Origin of the sequence: Nostoc sp. 106C (genome assembly GCF_002154725.1) — a bacterium.
In the GTDB taxonomy this organism is placed as follows: Bacteria; Cyanobacteriota; Cyanobacteriia; order Cyanobacteriales; family Nostocaceae; genus Aulosira.
Genome location: NZ_MTAW01000112.1, coordinates 19,368 through 44,877, shown reverse-complemented (window position 1 = coordinate 44,877; position 25,510 = coordinate 19,368). Strand labels below are relative to the sequence as shown.

Here is a 25,510-nt window from a genome sequence, read left to right as displayed (position 1 = left end):
TTCTCCGTATTTACTTATCTTCACATAGTTTGGTTTTTTCGTGCCTACTTACTTATGGTTCAGGTTGGGGTTGATATAGTGAAGGGATAAACTTAACTCTAAATTTAGTCGTTTCACAGATAGCATCGGTAAAGCGAATTAACCCTTGCCAATTCATTGCACCAAAAACTTGACAAGCGGGACAGACATTAATATTTGACTGATTAATTTGGCATTCTTGATATTTATCAGGAATCCAATTTTGTTTTTTAGTCTGTGATGCTACCTTACATAAACAGCTTTGGGTAATAGCTTCATATACAGAACGTACCACACCTTTAAAAGAACTTCCCGGAATAATTAAGCGTCTGTCTCGTCGTACCGCAGTTTTAATTAAATCGGGGCTATTTTTATTTAACCCAAGTATATCGATACCCAGTGCGATCGCACCTGATGCGACGACGGTATTAGTTTGCACTGTTAAGCGCAAAGACATTTTCCCACTTAAACGGTCTTGGCGAAAACGTTCTTGTCCGGCTGGACGTTGGCGGTTTGGTGGTTGGCTGGGGAGAGCAACTAACTTATAAGGTTTGGGGCTAATTGCTTGCTGTGAAGGATTAGAGGGGGTGCGTGTCATAGCTATTTGGGTATGGTAAGGGCGACAAAATGTACCGTTGCAGTGCTGGAATCTCTAAAATAGCGTTGGGCAATTTTAACGTCGTCAGATGTAAAGCCCTGAGGAAAGCGAGAGTCTGTAGCAGAATACTGATGTGCGTTGCGATCCAAAAATTCCCAATTTTTACCAACAGGTTCAAATCCTGGCTCAAGTTTTAGGGTGGTGAGGAGTAGGACTTTATATAATTCACCTTGTTTTTTCCAACGCAATTCTAGGTGATGATTGAATAATTGCCCTTCTGGACTGGGGAATTGTTGTGAATCGATTAAGCGATCGCAAATATCGACAACTGCGCGGAATTCAAAAGGTGTTCCCGCCGGGACGACTTGAAAATCATATAACTTTCCATCACCTGCTGTTTCCGTATCGCGTTCAATTACTACGCCATCTCTTTCTTGATACTGTCCAAACCAGCTATCAGCTAATACTGTTAAATCGCGTACTTGAGATTTACTTGCTAGCCAAGGTGAACCAGATAAAAAAGAAACTAAGTCAGTATTATCGATAATATATTGATGTAGTCGTTCTTCTTTTGCCTGATTTGCAAGATTATTTATACTGTTTTTAAAGTCAGACATTTCATCAGGAGGAATTGACCATTCTGATTCTAAAGCTGGATTTGCTGCAAATTTTGGATCGATTCCTCGTAAGAAACTTTCTAAACGCGATCGCACTTTGATATTTAACTCAATACGCTTCATAAATTTGCCTTCTTTGCTTTTAAGCCTAACCAAGCTGCATCATTTGCAGACATTTGCGGCAAATCTTTCCATGTCAGCCAACCCAAACCAGCAGATTTACTCCCACCCAAAGCATGAATATGATGTAACGCCGCTAATATCAACGGTTTAGCATATTCAGGACAGTTAGGTTTCAGCAGGTGAATCTCACCCTCAAATTCTAATTGTGCATTTGCAGGAGAAGTTTCCAGTAAGTATAATTTTCTCTCTTCCGCAGTGCGACGCTTACGGTTGATGGTAACACCAGGCCTGAGAACTTCCGGTAATTCTTCTTCTGGAACTTTGCAGATTAGATCGTCAACAATCACCCGTGATGGCAAAATCGGATCGCCAAATATTTGCGAAACCAAACAGTGATATCCTCGATAGCCTTCGACTGTATAATCTTGCCGTAAATGGCTCCAATTTTCGTTAGCTTCTAAAGGAGACAATGTTTCTGCTGCGGGAGATTCAAAGATTTGCCAACCTAAACCCCTCGCTAGCTTTTCACACTCATGGCGTAGTCTTCCCTTAAGTTGAGAAGCTGGAATTATAAGTTGTTTTTGAGCATTCCGCACAATTGGCTTATCTGCTAACGATCAAGAGGAACCTCCAGCACCCACGCATAAAGCGGTATCAATTACAGCTGTTAAGCTTATCGTTTCTGGCTGAACTTGAGAAAGCCTATCGAGGTGAATCATGCACCTACTCTCCTTTCATCCTTTTTCCCTGTTCCCTGATTTCCTGGGGTTTCGTCTTTTTCTTCAGCAATAAAGGGATACAAGTCTACCAGTTCTCGCCAAATAGTTTCATAGGTCATCTTATCCTGATTTTCACTGTCTTCACTCTGCTCTTTTAAAGACATCCAAGGAGCAAGATTACCTGTATTGTGAGGATTTTTCGGCTGACACCAAGCATCCTCAAATACTGTTTTGAGTTCATCTTGTCCCTGCTTGAGTCGAACTCGGAAGTAACGATAATTGAGAATGGCTGTATTTTTTCCTCGTTCTAAGAGACTGCGAACTTGATAAAGTTGCGATCGCGGAAATTCTGCTTTTTTCAGTGCTGTCACTGTCTCTAATAATCCGCCTAGTTCGTGCAGAGTGTAGGGGGAAGCATAAAGTTTGAGTTTGGGTTGTCCGGTTTTGGCTTTGGTTAATCCCTGTTGGCGGAATTCTTCGATATTAGAAGAAATCATCGTTACTGCTTTCATCACCAAAAAGTCAACAGTCCCACCATAGTAGTTATAATCGCGCTTCAAATCCTTGGCTCGTTTTTTAGCAGATTTGAGTAATTGACTGGTAAGTTTTTCTGCGTAATAAATAGGGGTATCTTCTGCAGTAATCAACAATCCAGTTGACATACTCAACTTACATTGGTGTGATTCGGGTAGTTGTTTTTGGTAACGATGCACCAACTTGGGATTGTAAGGCTTTTCTACAAGTGTTTCTAATTGATAGCGATCGCCTTTTTCTAAAAGCAAGTTTTCAAATTCTTCACCAATAGTTTTGGCGATAGCTAAAGCTTTATCGGCTGGCACAATCAGCAATACATCATCCCCGCCAATCGTGATAATTTCAAAAGGATGAATCCATCGGCCATTACGGTTGCGGTTATCCGGATCGGTAAGATTATTCAGTTTGTGTGGTCGTAAATCTTTAAGTGCTTTGTATACAGACAATTCTGTAGCGTCAAAAATATCTTTGCTAAATTCTCTATATTGTTGCGGCGTTTTAATTTGCTTACGGATGTAGCCACCCATATTATTACCATCTGCGTAAATATAGGCAACAAAACCCGGAGGATTGCTAGCATTACCAATTTCTCTGAGCGATCGCGCTTCTTCTGTTATCTCATGTTCAGGTACATCTCGATAGTAGTCGTTAGCGTTCCCTGATTGCTTCAGGAATTGTTCAAACTTGAAAACCCAGCTAAGAACTTTACCTGATTTCCAGAGTTTCTTGATTTCACCAGACTGTAAACCAAAGTCATAACTGTTATACCATCCTTGACCCTGCGAACCCTCACGCTTGGTTCTTTGTCCAACAATATGCTTACGTGCTAAAGCATCAGAAAACCAAGGTTCGCCAGCTAAACCGTTAGCTGAAGCTACCGCAGAACGGCGATCGCTTTCATCTCGTTGTATGTAAGGATGGGTTTCAAACATCGGCGGATAGCAACGGCTAGGACGCTTAACACCAGGAAAATTATTCCCATTGCGGCGTTGAGTGAATAGATTAGCTAGTTTCCCCACCAGTTCGCTAAAGTTTTTGCGATCGCGAAATTTTTCTTCTGGATCGGTTACATCAGGTAAGTCAAAATAAGCCTTAATAATAGGTTTGTCTTGTTTGTCTCGGTATTCCTCCAACCATAAAGTCTTTTCAATGGGATTTTGTAGCAATCCAAAGCGCAATTCTAGCAATCTAAAAGTATCACCAACAGCACAAGAATTTGCGGTTAAAGTTTCGTGGGTGTAGCGTTTTTCAATCGCATTCGCCAATTTGTCAACAAATGCAGCCGGACAGAATGCCAGAATACTGCCACCTGTAGAATAAATAATCAGTTCGGAAATTAAAGCTTTTCGTAAATCTGCAAATTGATTATCATCTAGCCAGCGTTCAACAGAAACTGATTTGTACCTTCACCACCAAAAAACGCAGGTAAATCAACCAAGTTAATGCGGTCTAATAAAGCTGATGCGCCACGAATATCAGGAAGTTTAGCTGCTTCAAAAACATACTGTTTAATTTTAGTAGCACCACCATACACCAAGCCAATTTTCGCATCCCATAAAGTCGGGTATGTTGTGGGTAAATCTTGCAGTTCAGCAAGAGTTTCTGGAAATTTCAGGGTTTGTAGTAACTGTGCTTGTTCAACAAAAGAGTTTACCTCTGCTGGTACAGGTGCATTTTCCTGATTACTCAATGCTTGTCGCATTTGCTGCAACTGGCTTAGTTCATCAGCATCAAGCTTTTCCTTGTCACCCCAGGCCAGACACCAGGCGATCGCAGTGATAATTCGCTTATGAGAATCGTTCATGATGGCATTGAATCAACGCAGATAGTAGCCAGCAGATAAGCTGAAGTGACAAATGATATCTTGAAATACTTAAGTAGCTAAACGTTCTAATCATTACTATATGGAAACTCACAAAAAAGCAAGATAGTTATTTTACGCTGCCACTTAAATTTGAGTCTCACACTACAGCAAAATCAGGATATTAACGCTTTTATTAGTTAATTTGGCACTTTTTAATTCTTCACAATCACTGGGGTTGACTAGCTCAGATAATTTAGCTAAGTTATCTTTGTTGCAAAATTTGAGCTAACTATTTAAGTGCTTTCTCTATAGTTCCAAAACCAGAACCTTGAAAATTCAGTAAATACAGTAGTTTTCTTGGGTAGGTTTCCATACTACCTAAGGATGAAAAATCGATTGTGCGACCGATTCGGCAAATGGCTGAAAAGCTTATTCTCTCGTGGAATCGGCCGTTGCATTATCCTGTAAGGCTTTTAGAGATTTTTGCTTTCTATTTTTATGACTGGAAAGAGACAAAATTCGTATCCGTCGCAAACCGCCTCTAGAATCTATGCAGGCTAAGGCTTACAAATCGAGGGGTTACACTTACACTTACCCCGCAAGGGGATGGAAACCATTGGGAACTTGACGTTAGAAGTTAAGGAATTCCATGCGTTACACTTACACTTACCCCGCAAGGGGATGAAAAAATATTTAGAGCAGAATTAAGAATTGAAGCGATTTCACTTCAGTACTGGCAGTTATCGGATTGAGTGAGGACGATATGATGAATATACATAAATTCCCAGCAAATTATCTTTAACTGAACCAGGAATTCATCATTTAACTATGACTCAACAACCGATACAAGTGATTGGAGGTGGACTAGCTGGAACAGAAGCAGCTTGGCAAATAGCGCAGGCTGGAGTGCCGGTGATTTTGCATGAAATGCGTCCAAATCGCTTTAGTCCTGCCCATCACACAGAACATCTGGCAGAATTAGTATGTAGTAATTCCTTTGGTGCAATGGCGAGCGATCGCGCTACGGGATTATTACACGAAGAACTCAGGCAACTTAATTCTATTATCATTACCAAAGCCGACGAACACGCCGTTCCGGCTGGTGGAGCCTTAGCTGTAGACAGAGGACAATTTAGCCAAGAGTTAACGGAAACTCTATCTCATCATCCTTTAATTGAATTCCGCCGAGGTGAAGTACCCGCAATTCCTGAAGGCATAGTGGTTTTGGCAACTGGCCCCTTAACCAGTCCCGACTTAGCAGAAGATATCCGCCGCTTAACAGGAATGGAATACCTGAGCTTTTTCGATGCTGCTAGTCCCATCGTTGTTGGAGAATCGATTAACCGCGATATCGCTTTTATGGCTTCTCGCTATGACAAAGGCGAAGCTGCTTATCTCAACTGTCCCATGAATAAGGAGCAATACTTGCACTTCTGGGAAGAACTCAAGAAAGCCGAACAAACAGAATTAAAAGATTTTGAACGAGAAACAGCAAAATTTTTTGAAGCTTGTCTACCCATTGAAGAACAAGCACTGCGGGGTGAAGATACGATGCGTTATGGCCCCCTGAAGCCAGTAGGATTGTCTGATAGTCGTACTGGGGAGCGTCCTTATGCGGTTGTGCAGTTGCGTCAAGAAGACAAAGCCGGTCAACTGTGGAATATGGTAGGATTTCAGACTAACTTGCGTTGGGGCGAGCAAAAGCGAGTATTTCGGTTAATTCCTGGTTTGGAAAATGCCGAATTTGTGCGGTTAGGAGTGATGCACCGCAACACTTTTATCAATGCTCCCCAACTGATGCATCCGACTCTGCAATTTAAACAGCGTCCTAACTTATTGGCTGCTGGACAATTGATTGGAACAGAAGGCTACACCGCAGCAGCAGCAGGTGGTTGCTTGGCGGGAATTAATGCTGCACGGCTAGCTTTAGGGAAAGAAGCTTTAACTTTACCACCAACAACCATGATGGGAGCCTTGTTTGAGTTTATCAGTTCCGCTTCGCCTAAACACTTCCAACCAATGCCGCCTAACTTTGGTATTTTCCCCGAACTAGGTGTGAAAATCAAAAATAAACAAGAGCGTTACGGACGTTACCGCGATCGCTCTTTGGCTGATTTGGTAAATTGGAAAGCGAATCATTTATGACTTATCCAGTTTTCTCTTGTGTTGCTCTGGGATAGTCGCTAACCCATGTATACCAAGTCCTGTAATTACTCCTCCGATTAATCCCCAAGTTCCGTCAGCAAATACATTAATGCGATGAGCTAAAGTCCGATGATAGGCATAATCTAACTGTCTATCATTTACTTTTTCATCTTTTGCTAGCTTTTCTATGTAATTCTCAGCTTTTCCCAGTGCATCGTAATCCAAAATAAACCAATAAAGCGATATACCCACTACTGCTAAACCAGGAAAAACTAAAGTAATTAAAAGAATTGCTTTGCGTATATTCATATAACTAGTAATTCGTAATTCTACTTATTAACTACAAATTATGAATTAACAATTACGAATTATCGTGACATCGCTGGGATGTGTATGTTAAAACATGGCTGACAAAGTTGATACATAGCGCATTTGAGTAGGTGAGCCGGATTTTGCAACTAATCCTCATGGTGTTTGGTTGGAACGATCGCTTTTGGCAATCTCACACCATGAGAGCGCCATTTTTTGCAAAGCAGAGATTTGGTTGGTGGAATATAGCAATTAGCTGGGTTATATGTATAATTTTTTTGCTAACTATCCCAGCATTACCAGTACAGGCAGCTACTACCCCATCAATTGATACTCTCAAGCAGCAGCAGCAACAAGTTAAGCAGCAGCGTCAGAATGTTGTTAAGGAACGCGATCGCTTAAATAATCTGCAAAATGCGGCGCAAAATCGCCTCACAGGAATCAAGCAAAATCTCAAAACCACTGATAGCCACATTCAACATAGTGAATTGCAATTAAAATTGGCTGCCGAACGCCTGCAAAAGTTAGAGGCTGATTTAGCAGTCGCGGAACGTTCCTATGAAGAACGCCAGGTAGCAACTGTTGCTAGGTTGCGCTTCCTTCAGCGATCGCCTACAAGTTTAGGATGGGGAGTTTTGCTACAAAGCGAAAATATCAGCGATTTTATTAGTCGCCGTCATCAGCTCAAGTTAGTCTATCAAGCAGACCAGCAAATTTTAGTCAAACTCAATCAGCAAGCAAACTCGATTATCCAACAAAAAACTGCAATAGAACAGCAAAAAAACGAAATTGCTTTGATTCGCGAACAATTGCTGGCGCAAAAAGCTGATTATCAAGTGCAAGCGCAGTCGCAATCAGAATTGATTCAACGCCTCAATAGTGATCGCTTGGCTTTAGAAGCTGCACAAAACCAGTTAGAGCAAGATTCCAAAAATTTAGAAGTCCTGATTCAACAAAAGGTAGCAGAGGCGCAGGCAAAAACCAACAGCAACAGTAAAAGCATTCTCATTCGCGGAACGGGAATGTTGGCGTTACCCAGCGATGCACCTACCAGCAGTCCTTTTGGTTGGCGAATACACCCGATTCTTGGCTATCGCCGCTTTCATGCCGGACTGGATTTTGCTGCTAGTTATGGTAGTACAATTCGGGCAGCGGATTCGGGAACAGTAATTTTTGCTGGCTGGTACGGCGGTTATGGTAAAGCGGTCATTATCGACCACGGCGGAGGTATTACTACACTTTACGGTCATACTAGTGAATTGTATGTTTCTGAGGGGCAAGGTGTGCAACGCGGACAAGCGATCGCGGCTGTCGGTTCCTCTGGTTTATCTACCGGGCCCCACCTCCATTTTGAAGTACGTCATGATGGTACACCTGTAGATCCCGCTAATTATCTTTAACTGGGAGTGTGGGGAGTTTGGGGAGTGTGGGGAGAAATGAGACAAATGACAAATGACCAATGACAAATGTGTTATAATGTAAAAGATTAAGGGCGCGTGGCTCAGTGGATAGAGCAACAGATTCCGGTTCTGTGGGTCGGGGGTTCAAATCCCTCCGCGCTCGTTGTTGTAAATTAACTAATTATTTGTCACTGTTGACAAATTAATGTCCGCGTTGACAAATTGTATATCATGACAACACCTACCATACCTAAAGTATGGCAGAACTCTTCTTTTATAGGGTAACTAATCAGTTTCAATATTAGAGCTAAAATCAAGCTCTTCAAACAAAGAATCTGTTGCTCTATCCTTCCAACCCACCTAAAAAGTGTTTGCTATGAACACTGAAAAAATTCCAAAACTCAATAAAGCTTTTAATGTACTAGGACATACCCATTGACAGCGAAAGTCTTAGCGACTTTCAACCCGCCTCTAGCTGGGAGAGGTGTTGAAACTTAACAATCAGCCAAATTTGGTACGCGGCTAACAAGCCCCCTTTCAACCCGCTTGTGCTTCAACCATATTGGACTGGGGGGTAAGTTCGCTTTTGCAAGTGTTACCCACGATTGAAACAGAAGATTTACGAGATTGTCAGAAAGAAGCAATTGCAGGTTTATTTAATTCTCTCAAAGAAAATCGCCCTAGAGCTTTGATTCAAATGGCAACAGGTGTAGGCAAAACCTATACTGCTGTAAGTTTTATTTACTGCCTGATTAAGTTAGCTGGGGCGAAACGGGTTTTGTTTTTGGTAGATCGGAAGAATTTGGGAGAGCAAACCCAGAAGGAATTTCAACAGTATGTTACCCCTGATGATAGGCGCAAGTTTACTGAACTCTATAATGTGCAGTTGTTGACTTCCAATACTATCGATCCGGTTAATTGGCAAGGTTAGAAAAGCAACTAGCTAAACGCGAAGCTGACAAAAAACCAAAGCGTCAATCTACAATTAAATCCAAGCAACCCCGTAAATCTAAAACTACAGCTACACAACTAGAGTTGAAATTAGATGATTAAACGACTATTCCCCGTTCCCAATCATCTGGGCGAACAACTCCCAACCCTCACCCAAGACAAAAAGCAAATCCTCCAACAGCAAACCATCACTCAAGATTCCCCAGGAACAATTCTGCGGGACTTTCAAACCATCCTAGAATTTCTCCAACCTGACGGCGTTGAAGTTAGTAGCACTTATCACCAATTCTCTCTCAAATACCTCCAGCAACTCAATTCCCGCTTGAGTTACCCCATTGAAACTAACCTCAAGCGTCCCCAACAAAAATCCTACCCCTACATTTATGGGTTATACTTCGTCCTTCGCACCTCTGGACTGTCTCAAGTTATCACCCAAGGCAAAAAAACCAAATTAGTTTTAGACGAACAACTCCTCAAAATTTGGCAAGGCTTCAACCCAACAGAACAATATTTCACACTTTTAGAATCCTGGTTAATTTGGGGAGAAAGCGAAGTCTTAGGCGAACCGAGAGACCCTTTTGGACTATTATTTCGCTGCTTGCAATTTTGGCGAGAAATTCCCGATGAAGGCTTAAATATTAACAGTTACTCAGAACAAGATAAATTAGTCTATTACCCAGGCTTGCACAGTCTTAGCCTGTTTCATTTATTTGGCTTCCTCGAACTCATCCCAGGAAAACCCGAACCTGCTAAAGGTTGGCGGATCGCTGCTGTAAAACGCCGTCCTTGGGGAGATGCAATGATAGCTTTAATATCGGAAATTTATGATGAAATTGAACCAGACAAAGAAGAGGAGGAAATTACCCTTAACTTCCGTATCGCCTTTGAAAAATTAAAACCATCACTCCAAACCTACTTTCCTGAATGGCAACAAACCTTAGTCATTACTAAAGGAGAGTTTACCGAGGCAATTTATACTTTTAAAGTCACCCTGCTGGATGCTTGGCGACGCATAACCATTCCTAGCAACCTCAATCTCGATCAAGTCGCCGCCGCATTTGTTCAAGCATTTGACTTTGACTTTGATCACCTCTATCGATTCATTTACAAAGACCATTTAGGACGTACTTTTCAATTTACTCATCCCTTTGTTGATATTCCCCCAAACACCAGCGATTTTCGCTTGGGTGAATTACCACTAAAAACAGGAAATCATCTGCAATTTATCTTTGATTTATTGGATGAGTGGGAGTTTGATTTACAGCTAGAAAATATTGAACCTGCTAATCCCAAAATGAAAAAGCCCAAAATTCTTGAGTCTCATGGTGAAGCACCAACACAGTATGGCGAAGAGGAATAGTTTTACTGATGCGATCGCACATTCAAGACCTGTCAAAATTAGTGATGCGATCGCCTTAAACCTTAACATCGCTCGCATATCTTCTGCGATCGCATACTGAAGTTAATATACTGTGGTTGATAGTCGATCTAAATAATGCCTAGGAAAATTAGGGAGTTAAAACAATGGTTACGCCAAGTAGGTTTTACTGAACTCCCAGGAAAAGGAAGCCACACTAACTGGATAAGCTAATAATCATTAAAATTGCATCTCCGCGTCTCCCTTTCTCCGCGTCGCCGCGTCTTTCTGAGGCTAAGGATTCTGCAACTTAAAGGCGGGTTAGCTTACATCCCTTATATGCTGGAAAGCTAACGATTTCAGGGAAAGACAGTTCGGATGCTAAAACCTACCAAGAAAAGGATGTGCAACAAGCTATAAAAGAGGTAGAGGAGAAACAACAGCAGGAGAAGCAGGAAGATGAGTAAATTTAAGTATCAAATGTTGATTCAATGGTCTGTTGAAGACAACTGCTTCTTAGTTGGATTTCCTGATTTTCCCGGACAGCGTTGGCGCACTCATGGCGATACTTATGAGGAAGCTGTGGCGAACGGTATTGAAGCGTTAGAATCGCTAATTATGGCTTACGAAGCTACAAATGAACCGCTTCCACAGCCAACAGTTTATCAAGTTGCCTAATGTCTCTTAACGCCCTTGTTACCAGGAACGCCCCAAAAATAGTAATCCGCTTGATAATTAACTTTAACCTCACGGTTAGCGTGAGCGCGATCGCAGCCCTGAGCAGGAGCTTTACCGCCAACTGTATGCAAACGCTGTATCCAATTTACTTGGCTGAAGATACCATTGCCTTGATGCGATCGCCCTTCTAACAGCAACCAAGGAATTGTACTGGTTTGTGGTGCATCAGCCTTAACTTTCACTTGACCGATGACCTTACTACCGTCATTCGACTCCCACGTAGGGCCAGCATAATGTTTCCCTAATGGTTGTCCTTGCTCGTTAAACAATACAGCATCTGGAGCCTTAAGCGTCCACTCGAAAGCATTGAGATTATCTGGCTTAGCTTTGCAAACATAGATTTGTGAACCTTTAGCAGCTGCTTTGAATATAAGGCTTTGCTCTGGCGGGACTTGCAGGTTTTTAGGCACATCTGGTGAAGTGGTAGTTGTGCTTTGGGCGTGGGTATTACCAGCATTCAACCCAAAGAGCACAAGCAACAGACTGATATTCAGCAAAGAAGTTTTGTTCATAAAAATTTTGCTTCAATATGACCTCATCGTTCCTGGATTCTAGGATTTAGAAACCGGAGAAACATCTGAAGAAGGTCTTGAAATCACCTTAACGAAATAGACAAATGATCTACGACTTTCGCTGACCAAATTTATTCTTACTACCAAATCGTCTAGGTTTCCCTAATTTCTAGCACGATCCTCTGGGTGGCTTGGTGCAGCAAATCTCCACACCGTGATTCCGTCCTGGGTTCCACTAAACAGGGTCTTGCCATCCGTACTAAACAGCATTGCCCCCGACCAGTTGGTCTCCTTCGCCAGAGTTGCCTCTATCTTCCCCGTTGCCAGATTCCAGATTCGATAGGGTTTGTATCCTCCACCAGCAATTAAGGACTGCCCATTGGGGCTAAAAGCGATGGTGATTTGCGAAAAATAGAAGCTCCTAAAATCCTGCAACAATTCTCCTGTTGCTAGGTTCCACACCTTCACCTGCTTGGAACTGCCGCTAGCCAGCAACTTGCCGTCGCGACTAATAGCTAAAGCGGAGACTACACCATAATTTCCAGTCAAGGTGGAGCGTTTTTGTCCAGTTGCCAAATCCCAAAGGGTGATGGTTCCGCCCCAATCGCTACTTACCAAAGTCTGACCATCCGGACTCAGCGCCAATGCTATTACGGCATCCGATGTTTCTGCCAACGTGCTTTTTAATTGTCCGGTTGCCAAATTCCACAACTTAATAGTCTTGTCGGAACTAGCACTCACGACCGTTTGCCGATCAGGTGTCATCACGATCGCATTCACAACTTCAGAATGCCCTTTCAGCGTGAATTTGAGTTTTCCTGTAGCTAAATTCCAGACTTTAATCGTTTTGTCTAAACTCCCACTTACCAACGTCTGACCATCGGTGCTGAGGGCTAGATCGTAGATATCGTTGGCGTGTCCTTGGAGAGTTAATTGCGGTTGCTGATTGGGCAGATGCCAGACAGTAATGGTTTTGCCGCCGCCACTGACCAAGGTGTGACCGTCGGCACTGAGGGCTATCGCTTCTGCTACCCCGGTCAACGTCTGCACTTGTGTCAAATCGCAATATTGGGAATGCGGTTGCGACAACTTGCAGATATTCGTGGCTTGGTAACTGCCCCAGACATATGCCCCAACCTGTGCCACAAAAACCAGAACCACCACACCACGCAGCAGCCCGATCTGTTTTTTGCTCAGCCAGTTGTCTAAAATCGGCACCGTTCTCCTAAAGTAGGTAGGTTATGTTATCACAATGAACATGAATTCGGTCGGGATCTGCCCTATTTTTGCTGCTGTTGTCTAAGTTGCTGTTGTAGTCTCAATATGTCCATTTCCTGTCTTTGTTGTTGTTGTAGTTGGTTTAGCCTAAATTGTGCTGACGGTTGTCTTAGTTGATTCTGCCGATTAAACTGTTCGAGCCGCTGTTGTTGTCTTAGTTGATTTTGTCGGCTAAATTGTTCGATCTGCTGTTGTTGCCTGAGTATTTGTTCATCTTGCTGCTGTCTAAATTGTTCCCATAGTTTTTGAGAAGATACTTGTTTTGTCAACTCATTCCTTTGTTGTTCGAGCTGCTGTTGCTTTTGAGACATCGGTGAAGCGATGTCTGCTCGTACAGGAGAATAAACCACCAAATCTGTTGCCAGCGCAATAAGTAGTAACCCTGATTTCACTATCAATGAATAATTCATACTGTTTTCTTAAAGATGTTGTAGGGGAGATGCAAAAAATAACAGCAAAAGCCGTTTCATATATATATTGTAAAATCGACGATTTGAAGAGTGCTTCCTTCCTTGGGGAGTCAATGAATCAGAAATGTAAAAGCCAACCTACTCTAAGGGAACGCTAAAGGCGATCGCACAACCTCAGCAATCTGTCGGTGAGTCAGTTGCTCGAGGTGTCATTCAGGCTGGCTATTACATCTAAACAGGAAATTACAAAGTGTGCCTTTTTCGTAATTCTTATTATTAGCTGGATTTTTCCTCAGTTATTCAACAGCTTTTCCACAGATATTTCTGCTGTTTTCCACAGGTGCGCTACAAGCCAATAGTCTTTTATGGACTTACTGAGGATTTTGCTATTTCCGTATCATAGCTCTTAATTACTGAGTTTTTATGAAGTTAAGTTGCAAAAATATAGCTCTATTCCTAGTGCTGTCGTAAATATTTATTTTTTATATAGTTGAGTTTAATACTTCGCAATATTGACAAATTAACCCTTGTTGAGCGCACAATAATTCGACAGGCTTTTGCAGTCCGTTTAATCAGTAACACAAAATGTATAAAATTACATAAGTGTTAGGGCAGATTAGCGGAGTCGCAAAAGATGGTGTAAGACAGTCCTAAACTTCTTCACCGCAAGTTACTTGTCCCTATTGATTTGCTCGATAGGAGCAAAATCTCATGAACGCAACAGTTAGCATCTTGACAGAAATTCCCGAAGTCCTTCATGACTGTTTAAAAGATTATTTACAACAGCATCCCGATTGGGATGAAAACCGAGTTTTAACGGCAGCAGTATCACTTTTTCTATTACAAAATGCAGAAGGCGATCGTCGTGTTGCTCAAGTTTATTTAGAAACCTTGTTTCATCACTGCTAAATCAAAAAACATAGTGCTCAATTATTTGAGCACTATACGACACTTTACATAGCTCCATCGAGTTGGAGGTCATTACCGCTTCATCTACAAACTGCGACAAGACCACTTCGTCCAAACGAAATTCAAAGGCAAAATTTCCGAAATAAGCTGACGCTAGTAGCATAGGCTTGTTCTAGTCTAAATATTAAAACTTAAAAAGCCCTGAATTTTTCTTAGAAGTAGGGTAGGCAAAAAGCGGTGTGGATTTTCCTCCCCACCGAACTTCAGATGCCTGCGGCAAGCCCTACGGGTGACGCTCGTTCCGACGCTCGTTCCTCGCTACCGCTGTGCTAACGCCAGTTCCTTTATGCTGGGGAACCCGTCCACCGGACTGGCTCACCGCTACGCGTCTACGGCGGAAGCCGCCGCTCTGAGTTCTCGCTTTATTGCCGTTGGTTATGCCGTAGGCTAACGCACCTTGAATCCTTGATCGTGCGTCGGTGCGTTGCGCTGCGCGACAACACACCCTACATTTACTTAAAAAGCCCTGAGAAAATTTCAGGGCTTTGCTTTTAATTCTTAGTAGCCTGAAGCCTTTGTAAAAACTGTGCCACTTCTTTGCGAGGTTCCCGGTTGAGTTTCAACTCAATGAGAGTAGTTGTAAACGGCCAGAAAAGCTTGATTTTGGACTCGCGCAATAGATATGAAATATCCATTTGTGCATCCCATTCGCCGGAATTTTTGATTCCGAGGTAGTCTATTAACTGCGATCCCGATGAGGCAATCACACGCATCACCAAATTTGGCAAAGTTGTTGGTAGCAGTAAATTCTGGGGATTCAGAATACCATTCAGGTTGACATAGAAACAGCGGAGGCTTTTGTCGCCACTATATGTATGTACGTTGACACCAAAACTCTCAATTGCTCGAAATTCCTCATTACCTTGCGTGAACACCTGAACGTGGTAGTCAGGAATAGGATCGTCGCGTTCATCCACTGCACGAACCACAAACTGCTGCCAAGGGTTAATATCCTTTGGCGTGAGTTTATCGCTAGTTTTTTTGTACCAATCCTGAATATCTTGTTCGGGGGAGAATTGCAGCGCTTCACAGACCGCATCCACAAGTTCATTACTAGGATTGCTCATAATTGTGTCGTGGTTTAACCCCTTCACGAGTACTGTGGGAGCAATACCATTGTTGCTGGAACCATCAAAATCGATCCGCTGACCTTGCTGGGGCTGCTTCGTGAGGTCAAGTACTATCTTGCGGGTATTTAAAGCACATCCTGCCCAGCGCACAGTACCATCAGTACCAGGATCACTCACAAATTTAGCTATACCGCTATATGGGTTTGTACCACAGAAGGTAAAGACATAAGGCGTGTCAGTTTTCGTGCCATAGAATGTTTCGCTACTCAATAGGTCTTTATGTGCCAAATCCCAAGTGAACCTGCTTCCCAGTTCCAAACCATCAAGTACCTGATCTCCCGCTTCTAGAAAGTCGGGGCCAAATTCTTTATTTCCCTTAAACATTGCACCTAACCAACTGCGTCCCTTATGGGCTAAGGGTGAACCGAAAGTTGCAGGCGCTAGCCCAATTAAGTGCTTAAGCCGATTCCGTCGCTTACTGGAGTATGCAGTTAACCAAGAGCGAATTACTAGCATCCCAGTTGAATGGACGATCGCATCAAATTCTTCATCGGGCGCTAAACCACCATCTATAGATAATGCGCGATCGAAGCCTTCCGCAATATCTTTGATTGTGACTTCGTTAGTTAAAGTTACATAACTACAAATATGGATAGTCGAAACGTCGTATCCACGCGCTTCTAGCCTTTGTTCCCACACTTTAAAAGATTCGCCTGAGGCAGAGTAGCCGTGGATCAGGACAATTGGATTTCTTTTGGAATCGCTAACCATATACTTTTCTTAGATAATCTTGAATATGCCAAATCCAGATTCCCGACTTCTTAAAGAAGTCGGGAATCTTGTTTTTCAGAGATTCTCACGACTTTCTGAGGATTGCTATATAACGTAAATGCACATTATCTCAGGTTTAATTTACAATCAGCCTTGAACTTTGAAAAAATTTGTCTAACGTACCATCAACTTTGAGAAACTTACTCCGGTTTTGATAGTACCCTTATGGATAATATTTGGTTGTTAATTAAGTACATATTAGTAATTTTTAATACAAATCATATAATTTTATTGTATGTATATGCTGAAACTATCTAAGTAAATCAATGGATTTGCCAAATATTCAAAATTATTTATGTCCTGATAACTTTGAAAATATCACTAACTGGGGTAATGATTGGTCTTGGTTAGCGGGCGGGACATGGTTATTTTCGGAACCACAACCACAGCTAAAAGTTCTAGTAGATATACAGCATTTAGGATGGTCAGAGATTGAAGTTCAAGGAGATTATTTAATTATTGGGGCGGCTTGTCCTTTGATTAAATTAATAGAATATCCTTGGTTAGCGGAATGGACAGCAGTCAAGAGTTTAAAAAGTGCTGTTTCTGCACTAGCAGCGTCATTAAAAGTAATTAATGTGGCGACTGTAGGAGGAAATATTTGTCTAGCGTTATCAGTAGGAACTTTAGCACCTTTAATGGTGGCTTTGGGTGCAAGTTACGAAATTTGGAATATAAACAAAGAAAGACGCCAAGTTGCAGCTAAAGACTTTCAAATTGGTTCTCGCCAAACAATTTTGCAACCAGGAGAAATCCTCAGACGAGTTTTAATTCCGTTGCCTAATTTAACATGGCAAGTCAATTATCAACGCTTGAGTATAGCAGCAAACGATCCGGCTTTGGCAATTGTCGTCACTGCTAAAACTCATCAACAAATCCGTTGTGTAATTGCGGCAAGTGTTGTTGCACCCCGCTTGTTGGAATTTGAGAGTATAGAAGTTTTAAAAAAGCAATATCTTAGCTTGCTAGAAAAAGAAAATTTTATCGAAGATGCTAGAGCAAGTGCAAGTTATCGCCAAGAAATGACAGCAGTTTTAATTAATCGCTCACTATAATAATTCAAATTTTAAGATGATAGAACCATTAAAATTTTATGTGAATAACCAACCTTATACAGAAACTTGTCAACCTGGAACTAGCCTGTTGAGTTTATTACGCCAATTGGGTTATTTTGGTGTCCATCGTGTTTGCGATTCGGGTGATTGTGGTGCTTGTACTGTTTGGATAAATGACACAGCTATTCACAGTTGTATTTACCCAGCGATGCGAATTGCTAATAAATTGGTAACGACAATTGAAGGACTTTCCCAAAATGGAGAACTTGCACCAATACAGCAAGCATTTTTGACTGCACAAGGTTTTCAATGTGGTTTCTGCACTCCTGGGATGATTATGAGTGCGGCAAAGTTACCGGAGTTATCAGAAGATGAATTACGGTTGGCTTTAAAAGGAAATCTTTGTCGTTGTACTGGTTATCAAGCGATTATTGAAAGTATTCTGGAATATTATCAACCACAGATGAACACCGATAAACACAGATGTAATGTCAGTACGGCGGTTCCAAATTCTTTAGAGTCTGTGGGAAAAAGCATTCCCAAACAAGATGGTGCAGCAATTGTCACAGGGAAAGCATCCTACACAGCAGATATTTCACTACCTGGTTTACTTCATCTTAAGGTATTGCGATCGCCTTATGCTCATGCCCGTATCCGCAACATTGATACCGCCAAAGCGAAAGCACTCCCCGGTGTAGTGGCGATTTTCACCCACGAAGATGTCCTCAGGATACCTTACACTACCGCTGGTCATGCTGAACCAGTGCCCGATCCGCTAGATCATTACCTATTAGATAATAAAGTAAGATTTGTAGGCGATCGCGTGGCGGCTGTGGTTGCAGAATCACCCAGTATTGCAGAACAAGCTTGTGAATTAATTGCCGTCGATTACGAAATATTACCCCACGTTCTCGACCCTGAGCAAGCGATGAGCAATTGTAGTGTTGTGATTCACGATGAATCAGAATCAACCCAAATACCTGATAGAAATCACAACATTTCTGGCAAAATATTTCTTGAATCTGGTGATGTAAAACAGGGATTTAAAGCAGCAGATTTAATTGTCGAAAATACCTATAATTTACCAGCAGTTCAACATGTCCACCTGGAACCACACGTAACTATTAGTTGGCTAGAAGCTGATGGTACTTTAGTTGTGCGTTCCAGTACTCAAGTACCTTTTCATTGTCAGCGGTTACTCTCGCAAATATTCAACTTACCTAAAGATAAAATTCGAGTTTATAAAGCACAGCTTGGCGGTGGCTTTGGTAATAAACAAGAGATCTTATCAGAAGATTTGTGTGTATTAGCAACTTTATGCACAGGTCAACCCGTGCAGTGGGAATTTTCTAGAAAAGAGGAATTTACCGCCACAAATAGCCGCCATGCAATGACAATTAGACTTAAAACAGGTGTGAAAGCCGATGGTACAATTGTTGCCCAAGATATGCAAGTAATTGGCAATACAGGTGCCTATGGCAATCATGGACAAACAGTGGTATTTTTATCAGGTTATATACCTTTAGGTTTGTATCGTTGCCCAAATAAAAGATTTCAAGGTTTTGCCGTTTATACAAATACAATGCCTGCGGGTGCATTTCGCGGTTATGGTGCAACTCAAGGCACTTTTGTCATGGAAAGCCAAATTGATGAAATTGCCCAAAAGCTAAAAATTGACCCCATAGAAATGCGTTGTAAAAACTTAATTCATGCGGGAGATGTAATTAATTTAGGCAACTCTGATAGCCACTTTAACTTAATTGGTAGCTACGCCGTTCAAGAATGTTGGGAAAAAGTTATCCAATCACTTAAATATGTTCCTAATACACCACCAATCATAGAAGGTTCTCGCCGTCGTGGTGTCGGGTTTGCCGTTTCTATGCAAGGAAGTGGTTTATGTAAAATCCACGTTGCTAGCGTCAAATTATCTTTGTTACCTAATGGCAAATATGAATTAAGAACAGGTAGCGTAGATGTTGGCACAGGTTCAGATACAACACTGCGACAAATAGCAGCAGAAGTTTTAAATGTCAGCGTTGCCGATATTCATATCATTTCCGGCGATACCCAAGAAACACCATTTGATGCAGGTTCTTATGCTTCTGCAACAATTTATATTTCTGGACAAGCTGTTAAACTAGCAGCCGAAAAACTACTTTCCACAAATGAAACTAGCGTTGAAGTTACCTATACAGCAGATGAATCAACTTTAACTTTTGCTGTGCAAGGTGTAGAAGTAGAAGTTGATACAGAAACAGGCAAAGTTCAAGTTTTACGATGTGTCCAAGCAATTGATTTAGGTAAAGCAATAAATCCACGTATGTGCTACGGACAAGCAACTGGTGGAATAGCGATGGGAATTGGTTACGCTTTAACTGAAGAATTATTATTTGACGAACAAGGACAAATTCTTAACCCTACATTGCGCCAATATCGCATTCCCACTGCCGCAGATATGCCACCAATGGAAGTAATTTTAGTCGAAGCAGCCGATCCTTACGGGCCATTCGGTGCCAAAGGTGTGGGAGAAATTACAACCAATTGTACAGCGCCTGCCATAGCCAATGCGATCGCCCACGCCACAGGATGCAGAATTCACCAACTCCCCATGACGCCAGAAAGAATTTGGCAACAACTTAATAACCCTAGAATCTAACCTCTGTGTTCTCTGTGGTTCTTTATTTTATTTGCCAATAAAATGCGATCGCATTTAAAAAGTTTCAGCCACGTAATTGTCTTTTATTTTCAGTTTATTGCAGTAGTGTTTTGAATGCTCTAAGCTTGCAGAATTCGTGAGATGCGATCGCCTCTTTGAAATGCCTAATGTGTGAAGATTAAATTTTAAAATACCAACTACGGCGATACATGAAATAAAGAATCAACCACCAAAAACATACGGTTGTTATAGCAAATAACAGAGAACCATTCAGCGAACCTGCCCAAGGTTTAAATAAATGTTCGTAAATCCAAGTGTATGTAGTTGGTGCGCCAGTACCAGTACCGATGTGAGTTTTAATTAATATTCTTGCTACGAAACCAGACCCTACAAAAGCGAAGATTGCATTTAATCCCATCACTTCTAAGGGAAAGCCTAGCCATTTTAAACCGCGTACTTCTATTAATTCATAACAAGTAGCCAGCAATAACAACGCAAAACCAGCGGTGAAGATAACATAAGAACTTGTCCACAATTGTTTATTGATAGGGAATAAAAAGCCCCACAAATGACCGACCAAAACGCAACTAACCCCAACAATAGCTAAATTGATGCTGGTGCGACTTTGCTGAGGTTGCGATCTTAACCATTCCCCAGTAAAGTAACCAGCGAGAACTGTAACAACAGCAGGTAAGGTACTCAGTAAACCCTCAGGATCGAAGGGTTTGCCTGCTAATAAGTGTTGCTGTCCTAAAATTAAGCGATCGCAATATCCTACTAAATTGCCTTCTGGTGTCAAGTTACCAGCACCATAACCAGGAACGGGAATGAGTACCATTGCAGCCCAATAGCCAATAAGCAAGATTGCCGCTAATATCCATAAAGCCCGGCGTTCAAGGTTAAGTACTGCGATCGCACTTATTAGATAAGCTAGACTGATCCGTTGCAATACACCCATAATCCGAATCTTGGCGAACGAGTCAGCAGGCGCACCATTCAGCCAGAAATCTAGAGTTAAGGAAAATAACGCTAAAAATAATCCCAGTCCAAATAAAATTAAAGCTCTACGTGCAATTCGCCAATAAACAGCCTGAGTAGGACGATTTTCTTTTGTATATTTGGACAGGGAAAAAGGCATCGCCACGCCGACAATGAACAGAAAGAACGGAAAGACGAAATCTGTGGGTGTGTAACCGTTCCACTCAGCATGATCTAGTGGTGGATAAATCTCATCCCAACTACCAGGATTATTGACTAGAATCATTGAGGCGATCGCAAAACCACGAAAAACATCCAGAGATCTAAGACGTTGAGGTAGGGTCAATTGCTTCTCCAATGGTTTATATACCTAGTACCACTACGCGGCAGTCCAAAATCAAAAACCAAAAAGCTGATAACCTATGCTTTTTGTGCATCTTGAATGGTAGCTTGATTTCCGCCTTGCTGTACTAGTTCGGACTGCTATTGATTTTTCTTAAAACTTTACTTTATCTGATGTCTAGCTACTTAAAAGCAATTTGCCTCAGTGGATTACTACTTCTAGTTAGCCCCTCTGTTAAGTCTACAGAAGTTCCGCAGCCACAATCTCAGTCTCTCCCTCCTTCCCCAACACGCGAGTTTCGTGGGGTTTGGATTGCTTCTGTAGCCAATATTGATTGGCCTTCCCGTCCGGGATTGACAACATCACAGCAGCAAGCGGAACTGATTGCAATGCTCGATCGCGCTGTTGCTTTAAAGCTGAATGCAGTTATCTTACAGGTACGCCCTGCTGCTGATGCGTTGTACGCCTCTCCCTATGAACCTTGGTCGGATTTTTTGACGGGAGAGATGGGTAAAGCACCCGCACCTGATTATGACCCCTTAGCTTTTGCTGTCGAAGAAGCGCACAAGCGTGGGATAGAATTGCACGCTTGGTTTAATCCTTTTCGCGCCCATCATCCCCAATCTAAATCGCCAATTTCTGCAAACCACGTCAGCAAACTTCATCCCCAATGGGTGAAGCAGTATGGCAAGTATCTCTGGCTAGATCCCGGTGAACCGGAAGTTCAGGATTATACCCTCGCAGTTATTATGGATGTCGTCAAGCGCTACGACATAGATGCAGTTCATCTTGACGATTATTTCTATCCATATCCAGAACGAGATGCCCAAAGGCGTGTTATTGATTTTCCCGACACACCAAGTTGGCAGAAATACTTAAAAGCGGGAGGGACACTCAACCGCGATGATTGGAGACGGGAAAACATTAATACATTAGTACAGCGTCTCTATCAAGCAATCAAAAAGGAAAAACCTTGGGTGAAGTTAGGTATTAGTCCCTTCGGTATCTGGCGACCAGGCTATCCTGCTCAGACAAAGAGTGTTGACGGTGGTGGAGCCTTCGATGCGTACAATCAAATATATGCTGATTCCCGCCAATGGTTAACTAACGGGTGGTTAGACTATTTTGCACCCCAGTTATATTGGAAAATTGAGAAAACTCAACAAAGTTATCCTGTTTTGCTGAATTGGTGGATCAAACAGAACCAACTAGGAAGACATATCTGGCCTGGTAATTTTACTAGTCGTATAGGCGACCGTAGTTCAGCTGCTTGGCCTGCAAATGAAATTCTCTATCAGATTAAAACAACGCGAGGTTTTGCCGGAGCAACTGGTAACATTCACTACAGTATGAAGCCTTTAATGCAGAATCGCGATCGCATTTCCGATTTGCTAGAAAAGCAAGCTTACTCTGCTCCTGCACTAGTTCCCGCTTCTCCCTGGTTAGACAAGTCGGTACCTACTCAACCTGCGCTGAAAATTGATCGAGATGCAACTACAGGTAAAATCAAACTCACCTGGCAATCTATAGGACAGGACAAGGTATGGCTGTGGGTCTTGCAAACTAGAACTGGCAATCAGTGGAGTACAAAAATCCTCCCTGGATGGCAAACTTCCTACTTATTTGATAGCCATGATTCTCATTCACAGATTGATAGTGTGGCTATTTCCGCAGTCAATCGCTACGGTACTCAGGGACAAGCTGCTATTGGCAATTAAAGAAAATTTTCCCTATTTTCCCAACTCAACAGTCAAATACTATCAGTATCAAGATTTGGACAGTATAATTAATGCATATATTATCTTGTTTTATGGCTTTTTACGTATTGATTTTAAAAGACAAGGAGGATGATACAGGCGTTACTTACTGCTTCGGTCCCAATGAAGATCATCTAGGTTCTTTATGGCTAGATAAATCTAGTGGAGAAGTTAAGGAACTTCAAGAAACACCTACTCAAAACTCACAAGCACTTTTCCAACGAGCAGCAGTAAAAGTTCGACAATACTGGAAAAAAGGATTGTTTCCAGAAAAAACCTGTTGGGCATCCTAAGAATAGTTTGGCATTGATAGCGTATTCATCAGCATTGGCAATCAATGCTCTGTTTCTTCTTACGCAAAACCTCATCTACAGAAACAGTGCCCAACACCGGACAATTACGGATATTTTTTATGTCTGTCATTAAGTAATCAACATTATCTCGCGATCGCTTTTTTCAGAAACGTAAAAACCCTTAAAATCAATTCCGTAGATTATAAGGGATTCCAAGCTAAAAATGAAACTTATCTGGAAGGGTTGCGGCTTAGTTTTACAGGTGTTAGCAACGGTAGCTGTAGCAACTCCTGTCATGGCAGAAATCGTGAATATTAACCTGCTGCAACTCAATGATATTTACGAAATTACTCCAGTGGAGGGTGGGACTCGTGGCGGTTTAGCGCGTGTTGCTACCTTACGACAACAACTTTACAAGGCAAACCCTCGTACTTACACGGTGTTAGCAGGAGATGCTTTTAGTCCTTCGGCTTTAGGAACTGCCAAAATTAATGGTATACCGCTAGCAGGTCAGCAAATGGTAGCTGTGATGAATGCTGTAGGCTTTGACTACGCAACTTTTGGCAATCATGAATTTGATCTAGCAGAAAAGCTTTTCTATCAACGCTTGCAAGAATCTCGCTTTCGCTGGATTTCCAGTAATGTATCAGATAGCAAAGGGCAACCTTTCAAAGGTGTGCCTCGCTCAATAATATTTAATGTCAAAGGCGATCGCGGTGCTGTGGTTAGGGTAGGGTTAATTGGCCTCACTCTTAACAGTAATCAGCCTAATTACGTTAGTTATACCGATCCCATTGAAACAGCCAAGCAGCAAGTGAAGGCGCTCAAGGGTAAAGTTGATATTGTAGTTGCCATCACCCATCTACCAATTGAAAGCGATCGCATACTAGCGGAAACTGTACCAGAAATTGATATTATTCTCGGTGGTCACGAGCATGAAAATATCCAGCAATGGCGGGGTCGGGATTTTACACCGATTTTTAAAGCAGATGCTAATGCCCGTACAGTCTACGTTCACCAATTGAACTACGATACTATCAAAAGAAGCCTCCAGATTAACTCCCGACTAGTAGCAATTACCGATAAAATTCCCGACGAACCCAAAACTTTAAGCGTAGTCAAGGAATGGCTAGAACGAGGTTATCAGGCGTTTCGCGCCAATGGTTTTGAACCAGAGCGAGTAATTGCACAATTACCAATTGCTTTAGATGGTTTAGAATCTAGCGTCCGCAACAAATCCACCCAGCTGACAGAGTTGATTGCGAAGGCAATGTTAAAGGAAGTAGCAAATGCAGATTTAGCTGTATTTAATGGTGGTTCAATTCGGATTGATGATGTCATTCCACCAGGCCCGATTACCCAATATGATGTAATTCGGATATTACCTTTTGGCGGCAAAGTTGTGGCAGTAGAAATGAATGGTGCGCTATTAAAAAGGGTATTGGATCGAGGTCAAGCCAATAAAGGTAGTGGTGGCTATTTGCAAACAGCCAATGTTAGCCAAGCACCAAGTTCAGGAAATTGGTTAATTCAAGGCAAACCTCTTGACCCCAAAAGGACTTACAAAGTTGCAATTAATGACTTTTTAATCAGTGGTAAAGAAAAAGGATTAGATTTCTTAAATCTTCAACAATCTGGTATTAAGCTGATTGCTGAAAAACGGGATATTCGTTTTGCTGTGATTGATCAGCTAAAGAACCAAGCAACTATAAGCCAGATTTTGAAATGATTCTATGCACCCTATTTTAAAAGGAATCGCCCTAACCAAATTGTTAACTCTATATGTCCATAGAAAGGAGATATTAGTCGATGGTACTCAAATTCTTTTCAGGGTCGCCCCTATTCTTAAAAGTTTTATGAGCCGTATATTGGGCGAGGAATTAAACATACTCGTCGTTGAGCAAGTTCAACAGCAACCTATCGTGGTTGTCTATATTCAACCCGCCAAAACTTTAGGTAACAACGGCCAAACTCAAACCCCGAATCTGGGCGTAAGCATCAGCCGCAAAGCCTAAGCAGGGTTCGTGTGTCATGTTATTCAATCT

At 41.9% G+C, this 25,510-nt stretch carries 22 protein-coding genes, 1 tRNA gene and 1 pseudogene; 13 read left to right on the top strand and 11 right to left on the bottom strand.

What is annotated here, in order from left to right; all coding sequences use genetic code 11:
• Positions 1–52: 52 nt before the first annotated feature.
• The 5 genes and pseudogenes from BV375_RS15435 to BV375_RS39010 all read right to left on the bottom strand — a co-directional run bounded on the left by BV375_RS15435 (position 53) and on the right by BV375_RS39010 (position 4,413).
• A complete protein-coding gene (locus BV375_RS15435; protein WP_086761940.1) occupies positions 53–616 on the bottom strand; it encodes an RAMP superfamily CRISPR-associated protein in 564 nt (187 codons plus the stop codon).
• 2 nt (positions 617–618) lie between these two features.
• Entirely contained in the window at positions 619–1,356 is a 738-nt protein-coding gene (csx7, locus tag BV375_RS37640; RefSeq protein WP_208099129.1) for a CRISPR-associated RAMP protein Csx7, read from the bottom strand.
• A pseudogene (locus BV375_RS15425) lies at positions 1,353–2,075 on the bottom strand (RAMP superfamily CRISPR-associated protein). The gene csx7 and the pseudogene BV375_RS15425 overlap by 4 nt, the downstream one beginning before the upstream one ends.
• On the bottom strand, positions 2,072–3,946 hold the full coding sequence (cas10, locus tag BV375_RS15420; RefSeq protein ID WP_339376875.1) for a type III-B CRISPR-associated protein Cas10/Cmr2: 1,875 nt from the start codon (positions 3,944–3,946) through the stop codon (positions 2,072–2,074). Before cas10 ends, BV375_RS15425 begins: the two are co-directional and overlap by 4 nt.
• Positions 3,947–3,981: 35 nt before the next feature.
• A complete protein-coding gene (locus tag BV375_RS39010) occupies positions 3,982–4,413 on the bottom strand; it encodes a hypothetical protein (RefSeq protein WP_339376874.1) in 432 nt (143 codons plus the stop codon).
• An 828-nt stretch (positions 4,414–5,241) separates the two neighbouring features.
• On the opposite strand from BV375_RS39010, the gene trmFO reads away from it, so the two are divergent.
• Positions 5,242–6,558, top strand: coding sequence for an FADH(2)-oxidizing methylenetetrahydrofolate--tRNA-(uracil(54)-C(5))-methyltransferase TrmFO (gene trmFO / locus BV375_RS15415; RefSeq protein WP_086761938.1), 1,317 nt, complete (start codon positions 5,242–5,244; stop codon positions 6,556–6,558).
• On the opposite strand, the gene BV375_RS15410 is transcribed toward trmFO, so the two are convergent.
• Positions 6,553–6,867, bottom strand: coding sequence for a hypothetical protein (locus BV375_RS15410; RefSeq protein ID WP_086761936.1), 315 nt, complete (start codon positions 6,865–6,867; stop codon positions 6,553–6,555). The two genes, trmFO and BV375_RS15410, sit on opposite strands and share 6 nt — an antisense overlap.
• A 200-nt stretch (positions 6,868–7,067) precedes the next feature.
• On the opposite strand from BV375_RS15410, the gene BV375_RS15405 reads away from it, so the two are divergent.
• The 5 genes from BV375_RS15405 (at position 7,068) to BV375_RS15380 (ending at position 11,253) form a co-directional block, all read left to right on the top strand.
• Positions 7,068–8,267 carry a peptidoglycan DD-metalloendopeptidase family protein gene (locus BV375_RS15405; protein WP_086761946.1) on the top strand — a complete coding sequence of 400 codons (1,200 nt, stop codon included), beginning with the start codon at positions 7,068–7,070 and terminating at the stop codon, positions 8,265–8,267.
• 90 nt (positions 8,268–8,357) lie between these two features.
• Positions 8,358–8,430, top strand: a tRNA-Arg gene (locus tag BV375_RS15400).
• Between the two features lie 429 nt (positions 8,431–8,859).
• Positions 8,860–9,198 (top strand): DEAD/DEAH box helicase family protein, encoded by a 339-nt coding sequence (locus BV375_RS15395; protein ID WP_243713951.1) that lies wholly within the window; start codon positions 8,860–8,862, stop codon positions 9,196–9,198.
• A 114-nt stretch (positions 9,199–9,312) separates the two neighbouring features.
• Positions 9,313–10,578, top strand: coding sequence for a hypothetical protein (locus BV375_RS15390; protein ID WP_086761934.1), 1,266 nt, complete (start codon positions 9,313–9,315; stop codon positions 10,576–10,578).
• Positions 10,579–11,034: 456 nt separating this feature from the next.
• On the top strand, positions 11,035–11,253 hold the full coding sequence (locus BV375_RS15380) for a type II toxin-antitoxin system HicB family antitoxin (protein ID WP_017653080.1): 219 nt from the start codon (positions 11,035–11,037) through the stop codon (positions 11,251–11,253).
• Here BV375_RS15380 and BV375_RS15375 read toward each other — a convergent pair.
• From BV375_RS15375 to BV375_RS15365, 3 genes are all read right to left on the bottom strand, one after another.
• Entirely contained in the window at positions 11,250–11,825 is a 576-nt protein-coding gene (locus tag BV375_RS15375) for a DUF3455 domain-containing protein (RefSeq protein ID WP_086761932.1), read from the bottom strand. The genes BV375_RS15380 and BV375_RS15375 overlap by 4 nt on opposite strands.
• A 162-nt stretch (positions 11,826–11,987) precedes the next feature.
• A complete protein-coding gene (locus tag BV375_RS15370) occupies positions 11,988–13,043 on the bottom strand; it encodes a WD40 repeat domain-containing protein (RefSeq protein WP_086761930.1) in 1,056 nt (351 codons plus the stop codon).
• A 62-nt stretch (positions 13,044–13,105) separates the two neighbouring features.
• Positions 13,106–13,513 carry a hypothetical protein gene (locus BV375_RS15365; protein ID WP_086761928.1) on the bottom strand — a complete coding sequence of 136 codons (408 nt, stop codon included), beginning with the start codon at positions 13,511–13,513 and terminating at the stop codon, positions 13,106–13,108.
• Positions 13,514–14,224: 711 nt separating this feature from the next.
• Between BV375_RS15365 and BV375_RS15360 the strand changes: the two genes are divergently transcribed.
• Complete coding sequence (locus BV375_RS15360) at positions 14,225–14,422, top strand: DUF2811 domain-containing protein (protein ID WP_086761926.1); 198 nt, start codon at positions 14,225–14,227, stop codon at positions 14,420–14,422.
• 551 nt (positions 14,423–14,973) lie between these two features.
• Here the strand turns inward: BV375_RS15360 and BV375_RS15355 are convergent.
• Positions 14,974–16,323 (bottom strand): hypothetical protein, encoded by a 1,350-nt coding sequence (locus BV375_RS15355; protein ID WP_086761924.1) that lies wholly within the window; start codon positions 16,321–16,323, stop codon positions 14,974–14,976.
• Positions 16,324–16,649: 326 nt separating this feature from the next.
• Here BV375_RS15355 and BV375_RS15350 point away from each other — a divergent pair, with 326 nt between their 5' ends.
• The gene (locus tag BV375_RS15350; RefSeq protein WP_086761922.1) at positions 16,650–17,438 is read left to right on the top strand and encodes an FAD binding domain-containing protein; all 789 of its coding nucleotides are present in this window, start codon (positions 16,650–16,652) and stop codon (positions 17,436–17,438) included.
• Positions 17,439–17,454: 16 nt separating this feature from the next.
• Positions 17,455–20,094, top strand: coding sequence for a molybdopterin cofactor-binding domain-containing protein (locus BV375_RS15345; protein WP_086761920.1), 2,640 nt, complete (start codon positions 17,455–17,457; stop codon positions 20,092–20,094).
• A gap of 178 nt (positions 20,095–20,272) precedes the next feature.
• Here the strand turns inward: BV375_RS15345 and BV375_RS15340 are convergent, their stop codons facing one another.
• Complete coding sequence (locus tag BV375_RS15340) at positions 20,273–21,430, bottom strand: DUF5009 domain-containing protein (RefSeq protein ID WP_086761918.1); 1,158 nt, start codon at positions 21,428–21,430, stop codon at positions 20,273–20,275.
• A gap of 158 nt (positions 21,431–21,588) precedes the next feature.
• Between BV375_RS15340 and BV375_RS15335 the strand changes: the two genes are divergently transcribed.
• The 4 genes from BV375_RS15335 to BV375_RS36890 all read left to right on the top strand — a co-directional run bounded on the left by BV375_RS15335 (position 21,589) and on the right by BV375_RS36890 (position 25,480).
• Positions 21,589–23,133 (top strand): family 10 glycosylhydrolase, encoded by a 1,545-nt coding sequence (locus BV375_RS15335; RefSeq protein WP_086761916.1) that lies wholly within the window; start codon positions 21,589–21,591, stop codon positions 23,131–23,133.
• Between the two features lie 92 nt (positions 23,134–23,225).
• A complete protein-coding gene (locus BV375_RS15330) occupies positions 23,226–23,465 on the top strand; it encodes a hypothetical protein (RefSeq protein WP_086761914.1) in 240 nt (79 codons plus the stop codon).
• Between the two features lie 223 nt (positions 23,466–23,688).
• Entirely contained in the window at positions 23,689–25,194 is a 1,506-nt protein-coding gene (locus BV375_RS15325; RefSeq protein WP_086761912.1) for a bifunctional metallophosphatase/5'-nucleotidase, read from the top strand.
• A gap of 127 nt (positions 25,195–25,321) precedes the next feature.
• Positions 25,322–25,480 carry a hypothetical protein gene (locus BV375_RS36890; RefSeq protein ID WP_166507455.1) on the top strand — a complete coding sequence of 53 codons (159 nt, stop codon included), beginning with the start codon at positions 25,322–25,324 and terminating at the stop codon, positions 25,478–25,480.
• Positions 25,481–25,510 lie beyond the last annotated feature (30 nt).

What these genes read in the sequence shown, in the direction of transcription:
- BV375_RS15335 (WP_086761916.1), top strand. Translation starts at nt 21,589, where the DNA reads ATGTCTAGCTACTTAAAAGCAATTTGCCTCAGTGGATTACTACTTCTA.
- BV375_RS15360 (WP_086761926.1), top strand. Translation starts at nt 14,225, where the DNA reads ATGAACGCAACAGTTAGCATCTTGACAGAAATTCCCGAAGTCCTTCAT.
- BV375_RS39010 (WP_339376874.1), bottom strand. Translation starts at nt 4,413, where the DNA reads ATGAACGATTCTCATAAGCGAATTATCACTGCGATCGCCTGGTGTCTG.
- BV375_RS15325 (WP_086761912.1), top strand. Translation starts at nt 23,689, where the DNA reads ATGAAACTTATCTGGAAGGGTTGCGGCTTAGTTTTACAGGTGTTAGCA.
- BV375_RS15355 (WP_086761924.1), bottom strand. Translation starts at nt 16,323, where the DNA reads ATGGTTAGCGATTCCAAAAGAAATCCAATTGTCCTGATCCACGGCTAC.
- trmFO (WP_086761938.1), top strand. Translation starts at nt 5,242, where the DNA reads ATGACTCAACAACCGATACAAGTGATTGGAGGTGGACTAGCTGGAACA.
- BV375_RS15435 (WP_086761940.1), bottom strand. Translation starts at nt 616, where the DNA reads ATGACACGCACCCCCTCTAATCCTTCACAGCAAGCAATTAGCCCCAAA.
- BV375_RS15405 (WP_086761946.1), top strand. Translation starts at nt 7,068, where the DNA reads ATGAGAGCGCCATTTTTTGCAAAGCAGAGATTTGGTTGGTGGAATATA.
- BV375_RS15390 (WP_086761934.1), top strand. Translation starts at nt 9,313, where the DNA reads ATGATTAAACGACTATTCCCCGTTCCCAATCATCTGGGCGAACAACTC.
- BV375_RS15330 (WP_086761914.1), top strand. Translation starts at nt 23,226, where the DNA reads ATGGCTTTTTACGTATTGATTTTAAAAGACAAGGAGGATGATACAGGC.
- csx7 (WP_208099129.1), bottom strand. Translation starts at nt 1,356, where the DNA reads ATGAAGCGTATTGAGTTAAATATCAAAGTGCGATCGCGTTTAGAAAGT.
- BV375_RS36890 (WP_166507455.1), top strand. Translation starts at nt 25,322, where the DNA reads ATGAGCCGTATATTGGGCGAGGAATTAAACATACTCGTCGTTGAGCAA.
- BV375_RS15345 (WP_086761920.1), top strand. Translation starts at nt 17,455, where the DNA reads ATGATAGAACCATTAAAATTTTATGTGAATAACCAACCTTATACAGAA.
- BV375_RS15380 (WP_017653080.1), top strand. Translation starts at nt 11,035, where the DNA reads ATGAGTAAATTTAAGTATCAAATGTTGATTCAATGGTCTGTTGAAGAC.
- BV375_RS15365 (WP_086761928.1), bottom strand. Translation starts at nt 13,513, where the DNA reads ATGAATTATTCATTGATAGTGAAATCAGGGTTACTACTTATTGCGCTG.
- BV375_RS15375 (WP_086761932.1), bottom strand. Translation starts at nt 11,825, where the DNA reads ATGAACAAAACTTCTTTGCTGAATATCAGTCTGTTGCTTGTGCTCTTT.
- BV375_RS15350 (WP_086761922.1), top strand. Translation starts at nt 16,650, where the DNA reads ATGGATTTGCCAAATATTCAAAATTATTTATGTCCTGATAACTTTGAA.
- BV375_RS15410 (WP_086761936.1), bottom strand. Translation starts at nt 6,867, where the DNA reads ATGAATATACGCAAAGCAATTCTTTTAATTACTTTAGTTTTTCCTGGT.